This is a genomic window from Streptomyces sp. NPDC029292 (assembly GCF_055569295.1).
Window position 1 is genome coordinate 1 of record NZ_JBVHXR010000032.1, and the last position, 18,559, is coordinate 18,559.

Consider the following 18,559-nt stretch of genomic DNA (forward strand, 5'->3'; position numbering starts at 1 on the left):
CGGTCCCCCGGGGTCAGGGGGGCGAAGGTGGCGTGAGGCGCCCCATCTCCCCCCCCCCCCCCCCCCCCCCCCCCCCCCCCCCCCCCCCCCCCCCCCCCCCCCCCCCCCCCCCCCCCCCCCCCCGGCGCACCAAGAGCCCAAGAATCCGGGAGTCCGGATTCCAGAGTCCGGAGTCCGGGAGTCAGTCACAGTCCCGAACGAGGCGCGCCGCCCTCAAACCGCACCCCGCCCCATGCCCACCGCCAAGGACCACCCCGCCCCCTCCTCCGCCGAACCCAACGCCCCCTCCAAGTCGGCCCAAAGGTCCTCCACGTCCTCCAGCCCCACCGACAGCCGCAGCAGCCGGTCGCTGACCCCGGCGTCGCGACGGTCCTCCGGGTTCACGATGCGGTGGCTGATGGAGGCCGGATGCTGGATGAGGCTGTCGACGCTGCCGAGGCTCACCGCGGGGGTGATCAGACGGACCCCGGCGATGACCTCGTGGGGGTCGCCGTGGACCTCGAAGGCGATCATGGCGCCGCCGATGCGCGGGTAGTGGACACGGGCGACGCGCGGGTCGGCGGCGAGGCGGCGGGCCAGTTCGGCCGCGTTCGAGGACGCGGCCCGGACCCGTACGGGCAAGGTCGACAGACCACGCAGCAGCAGATAGCCGGCCAGCGGATGCAGGACACCGCCCGTGGCGAACCGCACTTGGCGCAGCCGCCGGGCGAACTCCTCGTCGCAGGCCACCACACCCGCCATCACGTCACCGTGTCCGCCCAGGTACTTGGTCGCACTGTGCAGAACCAGGCGCGCGCCGTGTTCGGCGGGGCGTTGCAGCACGGGCGTGGCGAAGGTGTTGTCGGCGAGCAGCGGGACGGAGCCGCAGGCGTGCGCGACGGCCCGCAGGTCGAGTTCGGCGAGCGTCGGGTTGGCCGGGGATTCGACCATCACCAGGCCCGTGTCGGGACGCAGGGCGTCCGCTATACCCGCAGGGTCGACCCAGGTCACCTCGGAGCCCAGCAGCCCGGCGGTGAGGAGATGGTCGCTGCAGCCGTACAGGGGACGTACGGCGACGACATGGCGCAGGCCCATCGCGTTCCGTACCAGCAGTACGGCGCTCAGCGCGGCCATGCCGCTGGCGAACGCGACCGCGCTCTCGGTGCCTTCGAGGCGGGCGAGGGCGGTCTCGAAGCGGGCGACGGTCGGGTTGCCGAGCCGGGCGTAGACGGGCGGGCCCTCCGGTGCGGCGCCGTCGGCCGCGAACGCGTCGATCCGGGCGGCCTCACCGCGACTGTCGTACGAAGGGTAGGTCGTGGACAGGTCGATCGGCGCCGCGTGCAGTCCCTGGCGAGCGAGATCCTCCCGCCCGGCGTGCACGGCCTCGGTGGCGAGCGCGCGGGGCGCGGGCGCTTCCTGGCCGGTTCTGTTCAGTCTGCCCTGAGCGTCGTGTGAGTCATCACCAAGGAAATCCATGCGCAGAAGCCTGAACACCGACCGGGGTGCGAGCATCACATCCCGTGTTACGTTCGGGCCATGGCCGAATCTGTCGTACTCGATCCGGTGGATCTCCATTTGCTGCGGCTGTTGCAGAACGACGCACGGACGACGTACCGCGATCTGGCGGCCCAGGTCGGTGTCGCGCCCTCGACCTGCCTGGACCGGGTGACCCGGCTGCGCCGTGCGGGAGTGATTCTCGGCCATCAGCTGCGACTGGATCCGGCGAAGCTGGGGCGGGGTCTGGAGGCGCTGCTGTCCGTGCAGGTCAGGCCGCATCGGCGGGAGTTGGTGGGACCGTTCGTGGAGCGGATCAGGGTGCTGCCCGAGTCCCGTACCGTCTTTCATCTCACCGGGCCCGACGACTACCTCGTCCATGTCGCGGTCGCGGACATGGCGGATCTGCAACGGCTGGTCCTGGACGAGTTCACCTCGCAGCGTGAAGTGGCCCGGGTCGAGACCCGGTTGATCTTCCAGCAGTGGGACTGCGGCCCGCTGCTGCCACCGCACCGCACCGCCGACGTACCTCCGCCAACGGCCAAGCCCTCAGCGGAAACCTGCTGACGCGGACCGTGTCCCCGTATGAGGATGTCCGCATGCCAGAGACGAAGAGCCCGCTGCCCCGGGAGGTCGCCGACGCCTATGTCGACGACCTCGTCGCCCTCAATCCGGTCCTCGGTACCTACCTCGGTGTGAAGGAGAGTTCCGGCAAGCTCCCCGACAGCTCGCCCGCGGGCCAGCAGGCCGTCGCGGACCTGGCGCGAGCGACTCTCGCGCGGCTGGACGAGGCGGAGCGGCAGCCCGGCGCGGACAGTGACATCGAGCGCCGCTGCGCCCGACTGCTCCGCGAGCGGCTCACCGCGGAGCTCGCCGTCCACGAGGCCGACGAGGGCCTGCGGTCGGTCGGCAACATGTACACGGCAGCGCATGCGGTGCGACAGGTCTTCACCATCACGCCGACCGAGACGGACGAGGACTGGGCGGCGATCGCCGAGCGACTGCGCGCGGTGCCGGCCGCGCTGGCCGGGTACCGCGAGTCCCTCGCCCTCGGCCTGGAGCGCAAGCTGTACGCGGGCCCGCGCCCGACCGCGACCTTCATCGAGCAGCTCACCGAGTGGTCGGACACGGACGGGCAGGGCCGCGGCTGGTTCGAGGAGTTCGCGTCCGCGGGCCCCGACTCCCTGCGCGACGAGCTGGACACGGCCGCCCGCACCGCAACCGAGGCCCTGGTCGTCCTGCGGGACTGGATGCGCGACGCGTACGCGCCCACGATCGAGGGCGCGCCCAACACGGTGGGCCGCGAGCGCTACGCGCGCTGGGCGCGCTACTTCAACGGCACGGACCTCGACCTCGACGAGGCGTACGCGTACGGCTGGGCCGAGTACCACCGGCTGCTCGCCGAGATGAGGACCGAGGCCGAGAAGATCCTCCCCGGCGCCGAGACCCCGTGGGTGGCGCTCGCGCACCTCGACGAGCACGGCACGCACATCGAGGGTGTCGACGAGGTCCAGGCCTGGCTGCAGGGCCTGATGGACCAGGCGATCGAGGCCTTGGACGGCACGCACTTCGAACTCGCCGAGCAGGTACGGAAGGTGGAGTCCCGCATCGCGCCGCCGGGCGGCGCCGCGGCCCCGTACTACACCGCACCGTCGGAGGACTTCTCACGTCCGGGCCGTACGTGGCTGCCGACGATGGGGCAGACCCGCTTCCCCGTGTACGACCTCGTCTCGACCTGGTACCACGAGGGTGTCCCCGGACATCACCTCCAGCTCGCGCAGTGGGTGTACGTCGTCGACGACCTCTCCCGCTACCAGGCCACCGTCGGCCGCGTCAGCGCCAACTGCGAGGGCTGGGCGCTGTACGCGGAGCGCCTGATGGACGAGCTGGGCTTCCTCACCGACGCGGAGCAGCGGCTCGGCTACCTCGACGCGCAGATGATGCGCGCGGCCCGGGTCATCGTCGACATCGGCATGCACCTGGAACTGGAGATTCCGGCCGACTCGCCCTTCCACCCGGGCGAGCGCTGGACTCCCGAGCTGGCGCAGGAGTTCTTCGGCTCGCACAGCAGCCGTCCGGCGGACTTCGTGGAGAGCGAGCTGACCCGCTACCTCACCATCCCCGGTCAGGCGATCGGCTACAAGCTCGGCGAGCGTGCCTGGCTGCTGGGCCGCGAGAAGGCGAAGCAACGCCACGGCGACGCGTTCGACGCGAAGGCCTGGCACATGGCGGCGCTCTCCCAGGGCTCGCTGGGCCTGGACGACCTGGTGGACGAGCTGTCCCAGCTCTGACGGTCACCGACGGCGGCCGGGCTCAGCCCTACAGCACGAGTCCGGCCGCCGGCCGAGGCCCTCGCGGCCACGGACATCGGTGACGGAACCCGTCCTCCGAGAGGACGGTCCGCGCTCAGTGCGTGAGCCGACGCAACTGTACGAGGCTCACCCACATCTCGGGCTCCGGCTCCACGTACGCCGCGCGCACCGCGTACCGTCCCGGCTCCAGCGCGATCCGCAGATGCGCCGCCCGCGCCGAAGCGGTTCCCGGCCGGGCCGCGTCGAACAGGACCACGGGACCGGGCACGTTCCAGTGCACCTCCGGCTCCCACACCGCCGCCTCGATCGCCGCCGGGACACGGGAGAGCAGTGCGTCCTTGGACGCGGCGGCGCGCCACTGTACGAAGGTGCCGTGCTCGGGCAGATAGGAGGTCGAGGCGGGTTCGTCCCCGAGGACCAGGGCCCGGGTGTCGCCGACGGGCACGAGGCCGATGAACCCGTCCACGTCACAGGCCCGGTCGTAGTCGGAGGACATGTCGTCGCCTTCCGCCCCCGCCCAGAACGGCAGCACGACTTCCGGTATCGCTATGAGCGGCCCGCCGCCCGACTCCACCCACTCGACCGCACCTGGATCCGCGTATCTGGCCATGCGCAGAAGCTACACGGCCGTGGCCGCGGGCCCACCGCTCCCCGGAGATCAGCAGCCGCAGTCCTCCGCGTCCACCGGCGCGGTCAGCGGGTCCGCGGCACGCCGCCCGCGTCCCTCCCAGGTCTCGAACTCGAAGCCCTCGCGCGCCCAGTACTCGAAGCCGCCGAGCATCTCCTTGACCTGGAAGCCTAGTTCGGCGAGGGCGAGGGCGGCACGGGTCGCGCCGTTGCAGCCGGGGCCCCAGCAGTACGTGACGACCGGCACCGACTTGTCGAGGAGTTGTTCGGCCTGCTCGGGGATGAGCGCGGTGGGCAGGTGAATCGCGCCGGGGACGTGTCCCTGATCCCATGACGCGGTGGAGCGCGAGTCGAGGACGACGAAGCCGGGGTCGCCGTCGGCGGCGAGGGCGGCGGCCACGTCGGACACATCGGCGTGAAAGGCGAGGTTCGCGCCGAAGTAGGCGGCGGCCGCGGCCGGGGACGCCGGAGCGACGCGCAGAACGGGGTTCGTCACGGTCGCGGCGCCGGCTGCGGCGCTGGTCACGGAGCCGGTCGCGGAGCTGGTCACAGCGGTCACAGCCGTCTCATCGGTCACAGTCATGGTCTGGCCTTCCCTCCCGGGTCCCGCCGGACTGGTGCCGCTTCCGGCACCCCCGTGCCTCCGCCGGCACCGCCGGTGCCTCGTCTGCACCGGCCGCGCGGGACCTTCTGGCCAAAAATCTACGTCCGGTGATCCACTTCCTGAAGTGGCGATCCACGGCATCCCTCTTGATCGGCCGGGGATTCCCCTGCTATCCATCGCACATGACCGCGTATTCCCCGGACGCCACCGACTGGCGCATCCTCGATGTCCTCCAGCGCGAGGGCAGGTCCAGCTTCGCCGAGCTGGCCCGGGCCGTCTCGATGTCCCCGAGCGCGGTCACCGAGCGGGTGCGCCGTCTGGAGGAGGCGGGCGTCATCCAGGGGTACGCGGCCGTCGTCGACCCGGAGAGTCTGGGCCTGCCGATCCTCGCGTTCGTGCGGCTCCGGTATCCCAACGGCAACTACAAGCCGTTCCACGACCTCGTCGACGCGACGCCCGAGATCCTGGAGGCGCACCACGTCACGGGCGACGACTGCTTCGTGATCAAGGTCGCGGCGCGCTCCATGAGCCACCTGGAGGAGGTGTCGGGCAAGATCGGCACCCTGGGGTCGGTGACCACGAGCGTCGTCTACTCCTCGCCCCTCCCCCGGCGTCCGCTGGGCCACTGAGTCAGTCCTGGACACCCCGCTGCCGTACGACCGACCCCGTCCTCCCCTTCACCACCTCCAGCTGGGCGTGGATGCGCCGGCGAAGGTCCGCGACATGGCTGACGATGCCGACGCTGCGGTCGCGCTCCCGCAGCGAGTCGAGCACGTCGAGGACCTCGTCCAGGGTCTGGTCGTCGAGGCTGCCGAAGCCCTCGTCGATGAAGAGCGTGTCGAGCCGCACGCCGCCGGCCTCGTCGGTGACGACGTCCGCGAGACCGAGCGCCAGCGCGAGCGAGGCGAAGAACGTCTCGCCCCCGGAGAGCGTCGCCGTGTCGCGCTCCCGGCCGGTCCAGGCGTCCACGACGTGGAGTCCGAGCCCGCTGCGGCCGCGGCCGGCGCGGTCGTCGGAGTGCACGAGGGTGTAGCGCCCGGAGGACATGCGCCGCAGCCGTACGGTCGCGGCGGCGGCGACCTGCTCCAGGCGGGCGGCGAGGACGTACGCCTCCAGGCGCATCTTGCGCTCGTTGTCCGCCGACGTGCCCGCCGCCAGCCCGGCCAGCCGTGCCACCCGGTCGTACTCCTCGCGCAGCGGCGCCAGCCGGCGTACGGATGTGGCCGCGCGGGTGGACAGCCGGTCGAGCTCGGCGCAGCGCCGGGCGGCCGCGTCCTGCGCGGAGGCGGCGTCCCGCAGTCTTCGGGCGGCGGACTCGACAGCCTGTTCGGCGGCCCGCAGGTCGGCGGGGGGCTGCTGGGCGGCGGCCGCCGTGTCGGCCTCGGCGAGCACGGCGCGCACCGCGGCCTCCTCCGACTGCCAGGCGTCGAGCCGCCGTTGGAGCTCGCGGTGGGCCGCGTCGTCGAGCAGTGCGGCGCCCGCCGCCGCCGGCGTGTCGAACCCGGCGCGGAAGGCCGCGTCGGCGAGTCGCGCGTCGGCGTCCTTCAGACGCTGCGCGGTGTCCTCGGCCGCGCGAACGGCGTCCGCGGCCTCGGTGAGCAGCGCGGCCTGCCGCTCCAGCTGCGCGGCCCGCGCGGATACGCTCCCGGCGGCGCCCCGAGCTTTCTCCAACTCTTCTTCCAGGCCGCCTCTTTCGCGGTCCAGCACATCTCTGGCCGAGGCGCGTGACGCGACGCGGCTGGCGGCCTCCTGCTGGGCGGTCAGCCGCCGCTCGTGCTCCCGTTCGGCCTGTTCCCGCGCCTCACGTGCGGCGTGCAGTCCGGAGGCGGCGGCGCGGGCCGCGGCGTGTCGCCGATCCAACTCCTCGGCTTGTTCGGCGAGTTGAGCCGTGGGCGCGTCGCCCGCCTCGGCGGTCGCGGCGGCCAGCGCCTCGCGCACGACACCGAGCCGCCGCTCGTCCTCGGCGCTCTTCTCGTCGGCGGCCTGATACTCGGCGAGGGCTCGCTCCTCCGCCTCCCGGTCGACGTGTCCGGCGATCTTCCGTGCGGGCGCGGGGTGTTCACTGGCGCCGCAGACGGCGCAGGGCTCGCCGTCCACAAGACCTGCGGCGAGTTCCGCGGCGATCCCCAGGAGGCGCTGTTCCTTCAGGTCGAGCCAGTGGGCACGCGCGTCCGTGGCGCGTTCGCGTGAGGCGAGGGCCCGCGCCTGGGCCTGGTCCGTGTCCCGGGCGAACTGGTCGCGCAGGCGGGCCGCGTCGAGCCGCTTGAGGGCCGGTTCGCGCTGGACGGCGAGCTGCTCGGCGCGTGTCGCGGCCTCCTGCGCCGACTCGATCCGGGCCTCGGTACCGGCGCGGGTCGCCTCCCACGTGGCGAGCCAGCTCTCGGCGTCCTGGAGGACGTCCTCGTCGGCGCGCTCCTGCCGGTCCAAGGAGGCGCGCTCCGTGGCGAGTTCGGCCAGTCGGCGCTCGGCTCGGCGCGCCGACTCCAGGCCGCCCAGCTCCTCGGCCGCCTTGCGCGCGGCGGCCGCGAGCCCCGGCGCACCCGCGCCCGCGAAGGTCTCCGGCAGGGCGGCACACGCGCGTGCCTCCTGGGCCGCCGCCCGCCGGTGCTCCTCCTCGGCGGCCTCGCGCAGGTCGAGCGCGGGGGCCACCGCCTCGGCCTTGCGGGACCGCTCCATCCGCGCCTGGGCCTCCCGATGGGCATCGGCACGCTCCTCCAGGCGGGCGGCGCGCTCCCGTGCCTCCGTGAACCGGCGCTGCAGCCGGGCCACTTCCCGTACGTCGTCGAGGACGCGGTCCGCCGCCGCTTGTGTGGATTCCGCGGCCACGCGGGCGCAGTGAGCGATGGTGAGCCGTTCACGTGCCGTGCTGCGGGCAACGGCGGCCCAGGACAGAACGGCCTCGGCGAGCCCCGGATCGCCGGGGGCCAGGTCGGGCGGCGGCACCTCGGCGGTGTCCCCGGCGGCCTGCTGCATGCGGTGCGCGTCGGCGAGCAACGCCGTGTCCCCGGCGCGCACTTCGGCCTCGGCCGCGCGCCGCCGCTCGACGAGGCGCTTCTCGACCTCGGCGAAACGGTGGGTGTCGAAGAGGCGGCCGAGCAGCTTGCCCCGGGCCTCGGCATCGGCGCGCAGGAAGCGCGCGAAGTCTCCCTGGGGCAACAGCACGACCTGGCAGAACTGCTCGCGGCTCATGCCGAGCAGCTGGGTGATCTCCTCGCCGATCTCCTGGTGGGAGCGGCTGAGGTCCTTCCAGGAGCCCGCCGACGCGTCGTACTCGCGCAGCCAGCTCTGCGCCTTCTCGGTCGTCGTGCCCGCGCCGCGCTTCTTGGGGCGCTCCCAGGGCGGCTGCCGGGTGATCTCCAGGCGGCGTCCGGCGACGGTGAGTTCGAGGCGGATCTCGGTGCGCGTGGCGGGTGCGGCGTGATCGCTGCGCAGGCCGAGGCCCTGGCCGCTCTGGCGGGCGCCCGGCACCGCTCCGTACAGCGCGTAGCAGACGGCATCCAGGATGGAGGTCTTGCCCGCGCCCGTCGGGCCGTGCAGCAGGAAGAGCCCGGCCGCGGACAGCTCGTCGAAGTCGACCTTCTGGGCGCCGCCGAAGGGCCCGAACGCGGTGATGTCCAGGCGGTGCAGCCTCATCGGGCCCCCTCGAAGTCCGGCAGGTATCGGGCCGCCTTGGAGGCCGGAACACGTGATGTCACCGGGCGACCTCCCGTACGGCCTCGTCGGCGCGCACGGCGTCGAACGCGTCGCGCAGCACGGCCTGTTCGCGTGCGTCGGGTCCCGCGCCGCGCACATGGGCCACGAAGTCCTCCGCGATCTGCTGTTCGCTGCGGCCCGCAAGGCGCCGGGCGTAGGAGATGTCCGGGTCCTCGGGGGCGCGCTCCGGGTCGAAGACGAGGCTGAGCGTGTGCGGGAAGCGCTCGGTCAGCCGGGCCATGGGGTCGGCCGGGCGGACCGGGTCGGTGAGGGTCGCCTCGACCCACGCCTCCTCGTGGCGCTCCAGCTCCGGATCGGCGAGCAGCTCCTCCAGCAGGCCGCGGACACGGGCGAGCTCCCGGGGGACGGGGCAGTCGACCCGCTCCGCGCTCAGGGCGCCGTCGGGGCCCAGGTCCACGAGCCACATGCTCTTGCGGTGGTCGGCCTCCGAGAACGAGTACGGCAGCGGGGAGCCCGAGTAGCGCACGCGCTCGGTAATGGTCTGGCTGCCGTGCAGATGCCCGAGCGCGGTGTAGTCGACTCCTTCGAAGGCCCCGGCGGGCACGGAGGCGACCCCGCCGACGGTGATGTCCCGCTCGCTGTCGCTGGCCTCGCCCCCGGTGACGAAGGCGTGGGCGAGGACCACGGAACGGGTGCCCCGCGCGCGCGTGGCGAGGTCGGCGCGGACCCGGTCCATGGCGGCGGCGAGCACCGTCTCGTGCCCCGCCTTCTCGACCCCGAACTCGTCCTTCACGAGGGCCGGTTCGAGATACGGCAGTCCGTAGAAGGCCACGTCACCGTGGGCGTCGGCGAGCACCACGGGTGTGCCGCAGGCCGAGGCCTCGGTCCGCAGGTGGATGCCCGCACGCCCGATGAGACCGGCGCCGACACCGAGCCGGCGCGCGGAGTCGTGGTTCCCGGAGATCATCACCGTGGGCACCCCGAGGTCGGCCAGTCGGTGCAGGGCGTCGTCGAAGAGCTCGACGGCGGCCAGCGGCGGCACCGCCCGGTCGTACACGTCCCCCGACACGACCACCGCGTCGACCTCGCGCTCGCGCACGGTCGTCACGAGATGACCGATGAACTCGGCCTGGGCGCCGAGCATGTTCACCCGGTGGAACGCCCGGCCGAGATGCCAGTCGGAAGTGTGCAGAAGCCTCATGATCCCCGAGACTAACGGGCGGGTCGGACATCACGGGCGGCTACTCCCGTATCGGCCCGTGCTGCCCCGCCTACGCGTCCCCGTACGCCTCTCCTCCGAGTTCGAACCCGGCCGTCCCCGCCGTCACATCCGCGAGCCACGCCCGGAAGGCCGCCACGTCGGCATCCGGCAGCCCGATCTCGATCGTGACCGCCTCGCCGTAGCGCACGTCACGCACCTCGCGCCCCGTGGACCGCAGGTCGTTCTGCACCTTCCCGGCGCGCTGATGATCGACGGTGACCGTCGCCAGCCGGAAACGCCGGCGCGTGATCGTGCCGAGCACGTCCAGCGCCTCGCCCACCGAGCCGCCGTACGCCCTGATCAGTCCGCCCGCACCCAGCTTGACCCCGCCGTAGTAGCGGGTGACGACGGCGACGACGTACCGCATGTCGCGGCGCAGCAGCATCTGGAGCATGGGGACGCCCGCCGTGCCGCCCGGTTCGCCGTCGTCACTCGCCTTCTGCACGGCGGCGTCGGCACCGATGACGTACGCGAAGCAGTTGTGCGTGGCGTCCCCGTGCTCCTTGCGCACGGCGGCGATGAAGTCCTGGGCCTCCCGCTCGGTGGCGGCCGGGGCGAGGGCGCACAGGAAACGGGAGCGGTTGACCTCGGTCTCGTGCACGCCCGCGCGGGCCACTGTGCGGTACTCGTCCTGCATCACGCCAGCGTATGTGCTGCACGCGCGCGTGGAGCACGCCGCATCCCCACGCCGTCGCCCCCGCCAGTGGAGCGGACAACGATGTGGTGGATACTCGCTCCTCGTTGCCCGAGCCCCTCGGTGACGCCGAAGACGCCAGGCCATACGGACAGCCCGACCGATCGCAGGGAGATCGCAGCATGACCGGCACTCAGACGGAGAGCGCGGACGCGGACACGCCCGACCATCCGGAGCCCTCCGCTTCCACGCCCCCCTGGCGGGCGTGGCTCCTGGAGGGCCTGAGCAAGCAGTCGGCCCGCCACCCGGGCCCGCACGCCACCCCGGACGCCGAGCACCGGGGCCACAAGTGGTGGCGGGTGATGTGCCTCACCGGTGTGGACTACTTCTCCACCCTCGGCTACCAGCCGGGTATCGCCGCACTCGCGGCCGGACTGCTGTCCCCGCTCGCGACGCTCGTCCTGATCGCGCTGACCCTGCTCGGCGCGCTGCCGGTCTACCGCCGTGTCGCGCACGAGAGCCCGAACGGCGAGGGCTCGATCGCGATGCTGGAGCGGCTGCTGCCCTGGTGGTCGGGGAAGATCTTCGTCCTCGTGCTGCTCGGGTTCGCCGCCACCGACTTCATGATCACCATCACGCTGTCGGCGGCGGACGCCTCCGCCCATGTCGTGGAGAATCCTTTCGCTCCGCACTGGACGCACGGCGGGAACACCTGGATCACCCTCATTCTGGTCGCCGCGCTCGGCGCGGTCTTCCTGAAGGGCTTCAAGGAGGCCATCGGCATCGCCGTGGCGCTCGTGGCGACGTATCTCACACTTAATGTCGTCGTTCTGGCCGTCGCCGCCTGGGAGGTGCTGAGTCACCCGGTCAGGATCGGCAACTGGACCGACGCGATGACGGCCGAGCACTCCTCGCCGCTCGCGATGATCGCGGTGGCGCTCCTCGTCTTCCCCAAGCTGGCGCTCGGCATGTCCGGCTTCGAGACGGGCGTGGCGGTGATGCCGCAGGTCGAGGGCGATCCCACGGACACGCACGAGAAGCCGACGGGCCGCATCCGCGAGACCCGCAAGCTGCTCACCACGGCCGCCGTGATCATGAGCTGCTTCCTGCTGCTGTCCAGCCTCGCGACGACGATCCTCATCCCGCAGGACGAGTTCAAGAGCGGCGGTTCGGCGAACGGCCGGGCGCTCGCCTATCTCGCGCACGAGCACCTGGGCGAGGCCTTCGGCACGGTCTACGACATCTCGACAATCGCGATCCTCTGGTTCGCGGGCGCCTCCGCGCTGGCCGGACTGCTCAACCTCGTCCCGCGTTATCTGCCGCGCTACGGCATGGCCCCGGAGTGGACCCGTGCCGTGCGCCCGCTGGTCCTGGTCTTCATGGCGGCAGCGGTCCTCATCACGCTGTGGTTCAACGCGAACGTCGACGACCAGAGCGGCGCGTACGCGACCGGTGTGCTGGTCCTGATGCTCTCCGCGTCCTTCGCCTCGACGGTCGCCGTGCACAAGAGGGGCCGTCGGGCCGCCGCGATCGGGTTCGGCACCATCACCGCGGTCTTCGGGTACACCCTGGTCACCAATGTCATCGAGCGCCCCGACGGCATCAAGATCGCGTTGATCTTCATCCTCGCGATCCTGCTCACGTCGTTCGCGTCGCGGGTTCGCCGCGCCTTCGAACTGCGCGCCGCCGCCGTCACGTTCGACGAGGCGGCGGCCCGGTTCATCGACGAGGCCTCACAGAGCGGACCGCTGCAGCTGATCGCGAACGAGCCGCAGGAGCACAGCAGGCGGGAATACCGCGTCAAGGAGTTCCACCAGCGCGAGCACACCCACATCCCCGGCGGCCGCCCCGTGCTGTTCCTGGAGGTCTTCGTGACGGACTCCTCGGACTTCACTGCCGACCTCGCGGTGCACGGCGACGAGAAGCACGGCGTGCGCAGGCTCCGTGTGGAGGGCGCGACCGTGCCCAACACCATCGCCGCGGTCCTCATGCAGCTGCGCGACCGCACCGGCCAGGTCCCGAACGCCTACTTCAACTGGACCGAGGGCAACCCACTGAGCCACTTCGTGCGCTTCCTCGTCTTCGGCGACGGCGAGGTCGCCCCGGTCACCCGCGAGGTGCTCCGGCGCGCCGAACGCGACCCGGAGCGCAGGCCCCGGATCCACGTCGGCTGAGCTCAGGACTTCTTCTTCCCCCTCGGCACGGCCATGTCCGTCAACAGCGCCGTGCCGGGGGCGAGTTCCTGCCAGCTGCCGCCGTGCCACGCCAGGATCGCGAGGGCCGAGGTCGGGAACTTCGTCCGCACGTCGTCCAGCGCGTCGTCGACGCTGTCCCCGGCCAGTTCGAGCACCAGTTCCTCCAGTCCCGGGTTGTGCCCGATCAGCAGCAACGTCCGCACATGGTCCGGGACTTCACGCAGCGCCTCCAGCAACTCCGCCACGTCGGCCCCGTACAGCCGCCGGTCGAGTCGTACGGGCGGAGGGGTGCCCCACTGCTGCGCGGCCAGCTCCCAGGTCTGCCGGGCGCGTACGGCGGTGGAGCACAGCGCGAGGTCCGGCAGGCAGTCGGCCTCGGTGAGGGCGCGCCCGGCGGCCGGGGCGTCGCGGAGCCCGCGCGGCGCGAGCGGCCGCTCGTGGTCGGTCACGCCCGCGGGCCAGGCGGACTTGGCATGCCGCAGGACGACGAGTCTGCGCAGCGGGCCGGTTCCCGAACGGGCCATCACAGCGGCGCTCCGATCTCCCGGGTGAGTTCGAGCCCGAGCAGGCGGTCCGCGTAGGCGTACGTCTCGAAGCGGGCGCCGTCCGGCAGGTCGGACGTCTCCACCCAGCGCAGAACGCGCAGGACTCCGGGTACGTCCAGGTCGTCCTCCCAGGCGGCGCGCAGCTGTTGGCGTACGTCTTCGGGGACCGGCCGCGACGGCCGGGTGGCCCAGGCGGCGACCGCGGCGCGCCAGCGGGTGAGCGTGCCGTCGGCGTCCGCGAGGACTGCCGCGTCCAGCCGCAGGGGCTCTGTCCTCCGGTGCGCGAGCAGGGCCAGTCGCAGCGCGATCGGGTCCACGGGACCGCTGCCGGGGTCGACGGGCGCCACCTCCACGCGGACCCCGTCCGTCGCCTCGCCGTCCGGGCCGACCACATGAAGGGTCCGCGCCTCGGCCGGCCCCGGCCCGGCATCGTGGTGGTCCTCGAACGGCCGGATACCGAGCGCCGCGGCACCCGCCCGGAGTTCCGCCTGATCCTCCGCACAGGTCAACGTCGCCCACACGGGTGTTCCGCCGATCTCCAGGGCCCGTACGAGGACGTCGGCGACCAGGAGCACCCGCAGCCCCGTGGTGTCGAACCCGGACACATGGGCGTGGACACGGATCAGGCCCCGGCGGGCGCTGTCGGCCTCGGCGGGCTCGCCGGTTCGGGCATCAATGATTCGGAGCACGGGCTGAGCGTAGGCGTGCCGGGGGCCCGGCGCAGGGAGGTGGGACCCATTCCGGACATGCGTACGCCTTCCAGCTCGCTGAATCCGCGCCGCCGGAGGGGCCGGCGTGCCCCACGAAAGAAAGGACCGACGGTACTGCGGCACCGGCCGAGCACCCCTCGAGCTGCGGTGTGCCTCCACGGGCCATGCCGGGAATCGCCCGGCGGCATGGGCTGTTGCCCCGGTCAGGGCCCTTCACCGGGGCAGTGCTGGGACAGAGGAGACAGGCGATGTACGGCGATGACGAGACGGTCCGCAAGATACTCACGGAGCTCGGCGACACCTGGGCCGTCGTGGGCCTCTCCAGCAACCGGCACCGCGCTGCCTACGGCGTCGCCGAGGTCCTTCAGCGGTACGGCAAGCGTGTCGTCCCGGTCCACCCCAAGGCCGAAACCGTGCACGGCGAGCCGGGCTACGCCTCGCTCGCGGACATCCCCTTCGAGGTCGACGTCGTCGACGTCTTCGTGAACAGCGATCTCGCGGGCCCCGTCGCCGACGACGCCGTCCGCATCGGAGCCAAGGCCGTCTGGTTCCAGCTCGGGGTCATCGACGAGGAGGCGTACGACCGGACACGCGCGGCGGACCTCGACATGGTCATGGACCGCTGCCCGGCGATCGAATACGGCCGGATGCGCTGACCCCCGGTCACCTTGGCGGACCCCGCTTCCCCACAGGGCAAATGCGGTTGACGCCCCGCGGGTCTGACAGGTTTCCTGCTCCGGTGCCCATACTTCGCATCGAACAGCCGGACGACGAAGCCCGTCTCAAGGACTGGCAGCACGTCCACAACGTGATCGTCCCGCCCGCCGCCATGTCGCTCGACGACGTGCGCGAGCGTGTCCGGCGCAACCACTTGGAGATCGCGTATCGCGACGACCTGCTGGTGGGTTGCACGACGGTGCGTCCGCCCACGGACGACACCGGCACGGCCACGGTGATCGCCCGGGTGCTGCCCGAGCACCGCGGACAGGGGTTCGGCGAAGATCTCTACGCACGCGGGCTGGAGCAGGCGCGCGAGCTGGGCGCCCGGGTGATCGAGACGGTCGTCCTGGCGGCCAACGAGGACGGACTGCGCTTCGCCCTGAAGCACGGGTTCGTCGAAATCGAACGCTACGTGCTGCCGGGCGAGACCGCCGAGTGGATCGACCTGCGGCTTACGTGACCCCCGACCCCCTTCTCACTGCCCCTGGGACAGGAACGCCTCGACGGTCTCCGTGAAGCGGCGGGGATCGTCGAGCCAGGGGAAGTGGCCGGCGTCCGGCTGCACCGTCAACTCGGCCCGGAGGAACAGCTCCGCGATGGCCGCGGCGACGCTCGGAAGCGGCCCGCTGTCCAACGCGCCCGCGAGGAGCAGCACCCGCGCGTCCCACGCGGCGACGGTGGCGCGGGCTTCGGCGGGTTCGAAGGCGTCAGGGGCCGCGTACAGGTCCGCGGCTTCCTCATTGGTCTGTGCGACCTCGGCATCGGCGTGCGCCTGTGCGGCGGCGTCCCAACGGCCGTAGAAGAAGGGGGCGATGGCGTCCCAGTCGGCGTCGCTCGCGGAGCCGGCCCAGACCCTTTCATAGGCTTCGTGCGCGGCCTCGAACCACGGCTCGGCCTTGCGCAGGTCGGCCGCCTCCCGGCGGTGCTCCTCGGTGAAGTCGATGCCGAGGGCCCGCGCGCGGGCGGTGATCAGCGTGAGGGAGCGGATGCGCCCCGGGTGCCGGGCCGCGTAGAGCAGGGCCAGATCGCCCGCCGCCGAGTGGGCGAGGAGGTCGATGCGATCCAGCCCGAGATGCGCGCGAAGGGCCTCGACGTCCCCGGCCTGGCGGTCGCAGCGGTACGTCGCCGGGTCGGCCGGGATGCCGGAGTCGCCGGTGCCCCGCAGATCGAGCACGATCAGCCGGCGGTGCCTCGACAGTCCGCCGAGATCGCCGAGGTAGGCCGAGGCGCGCATCGGCCCGCCGGGCAGGCAGAGCAGGGGTTCGCCCTCGCCCAGCACGTGGTAGGCGAGTTCGGTCCCGTCGGGCGCGATGAAAGTCGGCATGCCGTCATCCTCATGACGGCGTGACGATCACGGCAAGCGGTTTTACGCACCTTGTGCACATGAGGCCGAGTGACTGAAGCGCTCCGCCGACACCGAGCCTCAATCGTGCGCGGGCCGGTCCGTGAGGCGGTGATCGGCCAGGCTCAGCGCCTCGTCGACCACCCGGCGCAGATGGCCGTCGCCGAGTGAGTAGATCACCCGACGTCCTTCCTTGCGGGTGTTGACGAGTCCGGCGAGACGGAGCCGGGCGAGATGCTGGCTCACCGCCGGCCGCGCGGCACCGCAGGCCTCCGTGAGCGTCGTGACATCGGCTTCGCCGCCGGTCAGCGCGTGCAGCAGCGCGAGGCGGGTGCGGTCACCGAGAAGGGCGAGGAGTTCGGCGGCGAGCGCGAACTGTTCCTCGCCGGGGGTACGCGGATGCGCATCATGCGCAGGTGATAGGTGCATGCGTGCGCTCATACGCACATAATGGCCTCGTGGACGCCGACACGTCCACCCCGCGCACCGGAAGGGGACCCCACGTGAGCGACCGGAACCACCAGGACCACCGCTCCCACGGAAGCGAACACGCGCACCACCCGGGTCACGGGCGCGGAAACGGGTACGCGCACCACCCCGGGCACGAGCACGGAAACGGGGACGCGCACGACCTCGGGCACAGGCACGAACACCACCGCGGACACGAGCACGACCACGGGCATGAACACCCCCACACCCCCACCCCTTCCGGCCTCCTCCCCCGCCTGCGCCACCTCCTCACCCCCCACTCCCACGAAACCGCCGACAAGCTCGACTCCGCCCTGGAGTCGTCAGCCCGAGGGATGCGCGCACTCTGGGTCTCCCTCCTCGTCCTCGGCGCAACAGCCGTGGCACAGGCGGTCGTCGTCGTGGTGTCCGGTTCGGTCGCCCTGCTCGGCGACACCGTGCACAACGCCGCCGACGCGCTGACGGCCGTACCCCTCGGGATCGCCTTCATGCTGGGTCGCCGCGCGGCGACGCGGCGCTTCACCTACGGATACGGCCGGGCGGAAGACCTCGCGGGCATCGTGATCGTGCTGACGATCGCCGCGTCCGCGACCTTCGCGGCCTGGACGGCGGTCGAGCGGCTGCTCGACCCGCGTCCGATGCGGCACATCGCGGTCGTCGCCGTGGCGGCGCTGATCGGCTTCCTCGGCAACGAGTGGGTCGCCCGCCACCGCATCCGCGTCGGCCGCGAGATCGGCTCCGCCGCGCTCGTCGCGGACGGCCTGCACGCGCGTACGGACGGATTCACGTCACTGGCCGTGCTGGTGGGCGCGGGCGGCGCCGCGCTCGGTTGGCAACTCGCCGACCCGCTGGTGGGGTTGGCGATCACGGCCGCGATCCTGCTGGTGCTGCGCGACGCCGCCCGCGAGGTCTTCCGGCGCGTGATGGACGCCGTGGACCCGGAGTTGGTGGACCGGGCCGAGCAGGCGCTGCGGGAGGTGCCGGGCGTGCGCGAGGTGGGTGAGCTGCGGCTGCGCTGGATCGGGCACCGGCTGCGCGCCGAGGTGGCGGTCGTCGTCGACGGCGAGGTGAGCGTGCGTCAGGCCCACCACATCGCGGTGGAGGCGGAACACGCCCTGCTGCACGCCGTACCGAAGCTCACCGCGGCCCTGGTCCACGCCGATCCGACGCCCGCGCCGGGGGAAACGGACCCACACCTGACGCTGGCGCATCACGCGGCCGCCTGACCCGGGCGCGACGGGCAGCCCCCTCAGCCGGGCCGCGCGCGACAAGCGATCACCTCGCTGCCCCGGGCGCGACAGGCAGTCACCTCGCCGTCCCGCGCGCGACGAGCAGCCACCCCACCCCCAGGCGCGACGAGCAGCCACCTCACCGCCCCGTAACACGGCACCCGGCCAACTCCCCTCGCCGTAAAGGGGATCAGGCAACCCCCAGCCCCTCCAGCACCACCACATTCGGAAGCTCCGCGAACGCCTTCCCCGGCACCAGCAGTTTCCCGCGCCGGCGTCCGCTCCCCACCAGCACATACGGCAGCTCGACGACCGCCGCGTCCACCAGCACCGTCCAGTCACCCGGCAGTCCGATGGGGGTGATGCCGCCGTACTCCATGCCGGTCTCGCCGGTCGCCGTGTCCATCGGCGCGAACGAGGCCTTGCGGGCGCCGAGTTGGCGACGCACGGCGCCGTTGACGTCGACGCGGGTCGTGGAAAGGACGACGCACGCGGCGAGTGTGGTCTCGCCGCCGCGCTTGCCCGCCACGACCACACAGTTGGCGGACTGGTCGAGCAGTTCTTTGCCGTAGTGCTCGACGAACGTGGCGGTGTCGGCCCACTCGGGGTCCGTGTCGACGTAGACGATCTGGTCGGCGGGCACGTTGCCCTGCCAGTCGCGTACGGCGTCGGCGACCGGGCCGATGAGCTCGTCGAGGCACTCGGGGGCGGGCGTGGCGTGGTCGAAGTGTCCGATGGGTGCGCGCATGACGGCACGCTAACAGCCTCGCCGTCGCCGCCCGTCG

Annotated in this window: 18 protein-coding genes; 7 read left to right on the plus strand and 11 right to left on the minus strand. The window is 72.4% G+C overall.

What is annotated here, in order from left to right; all coding sequences use genetic code 11:
- Nucleotides 1-213 precede the first annotated feature (213 nt).
- Nucleotides 214-1,455, minus strand: coding sequence for a trans-sulfuration enzyme family protein (locus tag ACZ4WS_RS43265; protein ID WP_467989005.1), 1,242 nt, complete (start codon nt 1,453-1,455; stop codon nt 214-216).
- A gap of 60 nt (nt 1,456-1,515) precedes the next feature.
- Between ACZ4WS_RS43265 and ACZ4WS_RS43270 the strand changes: the two genes are divergently transcribed.
- Together ACZ4WS_RS43270 and ACZ4WS_RS43275 are read left to right on the plus strand one after the other, a co-directional pair.
- Entirely contained in the window at nt 1,516-2,040 is a 525-nt protein-coding gene (locus ACZ4WS_RS43270) for an Lrp/AsnC family transcriptional regulator (RefSeq protein WP_467989007.1), read from the plus strand.
- A gap of 32 nt (nt 2,041-2,072) precedes the next feature.
- Nucleotides 2,073-3,764 (plus strand): DUF885 domain-containing protein, encoded by a 1,692-nt coding sequence (locus tag ACZ4WS_RS43275; RefSeq protein WP_467989009.1) that lies wholly within the window; start codon nt 2,073-2,075, stop codon nt 3,762-3,764.
- A 115-nt stretch (nt 3,765-3,879) separates the two neighbouring features.
- Here ACZ4WS_RS43275 and ACZ4WS_RS43280 read toward each other — a convergent pair whose 3' ends face one another.
- Both ACZ4WS_RS43280 and ACZ4WS_RS43285 read right to left on the minus strand, forming a co-directional pair.
- A complete protein-coding gene (locus ACZ4WS_RS43280; protein ID WP_467989011.1) occupies nt 3,880-4,395 on the minus strand; it encodes an immunity 21 family protein in 516 nt (171 codons plus the stop codon).
- A 48-nt stretch (nt 4,396-4,443) separates the two neighbouring features.
- The gene (locus tag ACZ4WS_RS43285; protein ID WP_467989013.1) at nt 4,444-4,995 is read right to left on the minus strand and encodes a rhodanese-like domain-containing protein; all 552 of its coding nucleotides are present in this window, start codon (nt 4,993-4,995) and stop codon (nt 4,444-4,446) included.
- Nucleotides 4,996-5,198: 203 nt separating this feature from the next.
- Between ACZ4WS_RS43285 and ACZ4WS_RS43290 the strand changes: the two genes are divergently transcribed.
- A complete protein-coding gene (locus ACZ4WS_RS43290; RefSeq protein ID WP_467989015.1) occupies nt 5,199-5,645 on the plus strand; it encodes an Lrp/AsnC family transcriptional regulator in 447 nt (148 codons plus the stop codon).
- 1 nt (nt 5,646) lies between these two features.
- On the opposite strand, the gene ACZ4WS_RS43295 is transcribed toward ACZ4WS_RS43290, so the two are convergent.
- The 3 genes from ACZ4WS_RS43295 to ACZ4WS_RS43305 form a co-directional block, all read right to left on the minus strand.
- Entirely contained in the window at nt 5,647-8,649 is a 3,003-nt protein-coding gene (locus tag ACZ4WS_RS43295) for an AAA family ATPase (protein WP_467989016.1), read from the minus strand.
- 58 nt (nt 8,650-8,707) lie between these two features.
- Nucleotides 8,708-9,871, minus strand: coding sequence for an exonuclease SbcCD subunit D (locus ACZ4WS_RS43300; protein WP_467989018.1), 1,164 nt, complete (start codon nt 9,869-9,871; stop codon nt 8,708-8,710).
- Nucleotides 9,872-9,941: 70 nt separating this feature from the next.
- Nucleotides 9,942-10,568 (minus strand): YigZ family protein, encoded by a 627-nt coding sequence (locus ACZ4WS_RS43305; protein ID WP_467989020.1) that lies wholly within the window; start codon nt 10,566-10,568, stop codon nt 9,942-9,944.
- 179 nt (nt 10,569-10,747) lie between these two features.
- On the opposite strand from ACZ4WS_RS43305, the gene ACZ4WS_RS43310 reads away from it, so the two are divergent.
- Entirely contained in the window at nt 10,748-12,739 is a 1,992-nt protein-coding gene (locus ACZ4WS_RS43310) for an APC family permease (protein ID WP_467989022.1), read from the plus strand.
- Between the two features lie 2 nt (nt 12,740-12,741).
- Here the strand turns inward: ACZ4WS_RS43310 and ACZ4WS_RS43315 are convergent, their stop codons facing one another.
- Nucleotides 12,742-13,287 (minus strand): SixA phosphatase family protein, encoded by a 546-nt coding sequence (locus tag ACZ4WS_RS43315; RefSeq protein WP_467989024.1) that lies wholly within the window; start codon nt 13,285-13,287, stop codon nt 12,742-12,744.
- A complete protein-coding gene (locus ACZ4WS_RS43320; RefSeq protein ID WP_467989026.1) occupies nt 13,284-13,994 on the minus strand; it encodes a hypothetical protein in 711 nt (236 codons plus the stop codon). Before ACZ4WS_RS43320 ends, ACZ4WS_RS43315 begins: the two co-directional genes overlap by 4 nt.
- Before the next feature lie 269 nt (nt 13,995-14,263).
- Between ACZ4WS_RS43320 and ACZ4WS_RS43325 the strand changes: the two genes are divergently transcribed.
- Nucleotides 14,264-14,671 carry a CoA-binding protein gene (locus ACZ4WS_RS43325; RefSeq protein ID WP_467989028.1) on the plus strand — a complete coding sequence of 136 codons (408 nt, stop codon included), beginning with the start codon at nt 14,264-14,266 and terminating at the stop codon, nt 14,669-14,671.
- An 83-nt stretch (nt 14,672-14,754) separates the two neighbouring features.
- Nucleotides 14,755-15,195: a GNAT family N-acetyltransferase gene (locus ACZ4WS_RS43330; RefSeq protein WP_467989030.1), complete on the plus strand. Its 441-nt coding sequence runs from the start codon at nt 14,755-14,757 to the stop codon at nt 15,193-15,195.
- 15 nt (nt 15,196-15,210) lie between these two features.
- Here the strand turns inward: ACZ4WS_RS43330 and ACZ4WS_RS43335 are convergent, their stop codons facing one another.
- Both ACZ4WS_RS43335 and ACZ4WS_RS43340 read right to left on the minus strand, forming a co-directional pair.
- Nucleotides 15,211-16,059, minus strand: a complete 849-nt coding sequence (locus ACZ4WS_RS43335; protein WP_467989032.1) for an alpha/beta fold hydrolase — start codon at nt 16,057-16,059, stop codon at nt 15,211-15,213.
- A gap of 99 nt (nt 16,060-16,158) precedes the next feature.
- Nucleotides 16,159-16,518, minus strand: coding sequence for an ArsR/SmtB family transcription factor (locus ACZ4WS_RS43340; protein ID WP_467989034.1), 360 nt, complete (start codon nt 16,516-16,518; stop codon nt 16,159-16,161).
- 62 nt (nt 16,519-16,580) lie between these two features.
- Here ACZ4WS_RS43340 and ACZ4WS_RS43345 point away from each other — a divergent pair, with 62 nt between their 5' ends.
- Nucleotides 16,581-17,771 (plus strand): cation diffusion facilitator family transporter, encoded by a 1,191-nt coding sequence (locus tag ACZ4WS_RS43345; protein ID WP_467989037.1) that lies wholly within the window; start codon nt 16,581-16,583, stop codon nt 17,769-17,771.
- A 193-nt stretch (nt 17,772-17,964) separates the two neighbouring features.
- On the opposite strand, the gene ACZ4WS_RS43350 is transcribed toward ACZ4WS_RS43345, so the two are convergent.
- Nucleotides 17,965-18,522, minus strand: a complete 558-nt coding sequence (locus ACZ4WS_RS43350) for a YbaK/EbsC family protein (protein ID WP_467989039.1) — start codon at nt 18,520-18,522, stop codon at nt 17,965-17,967.
- Nucleotides 18,523-18,559 lie beyond the last annotated feature (37 nt).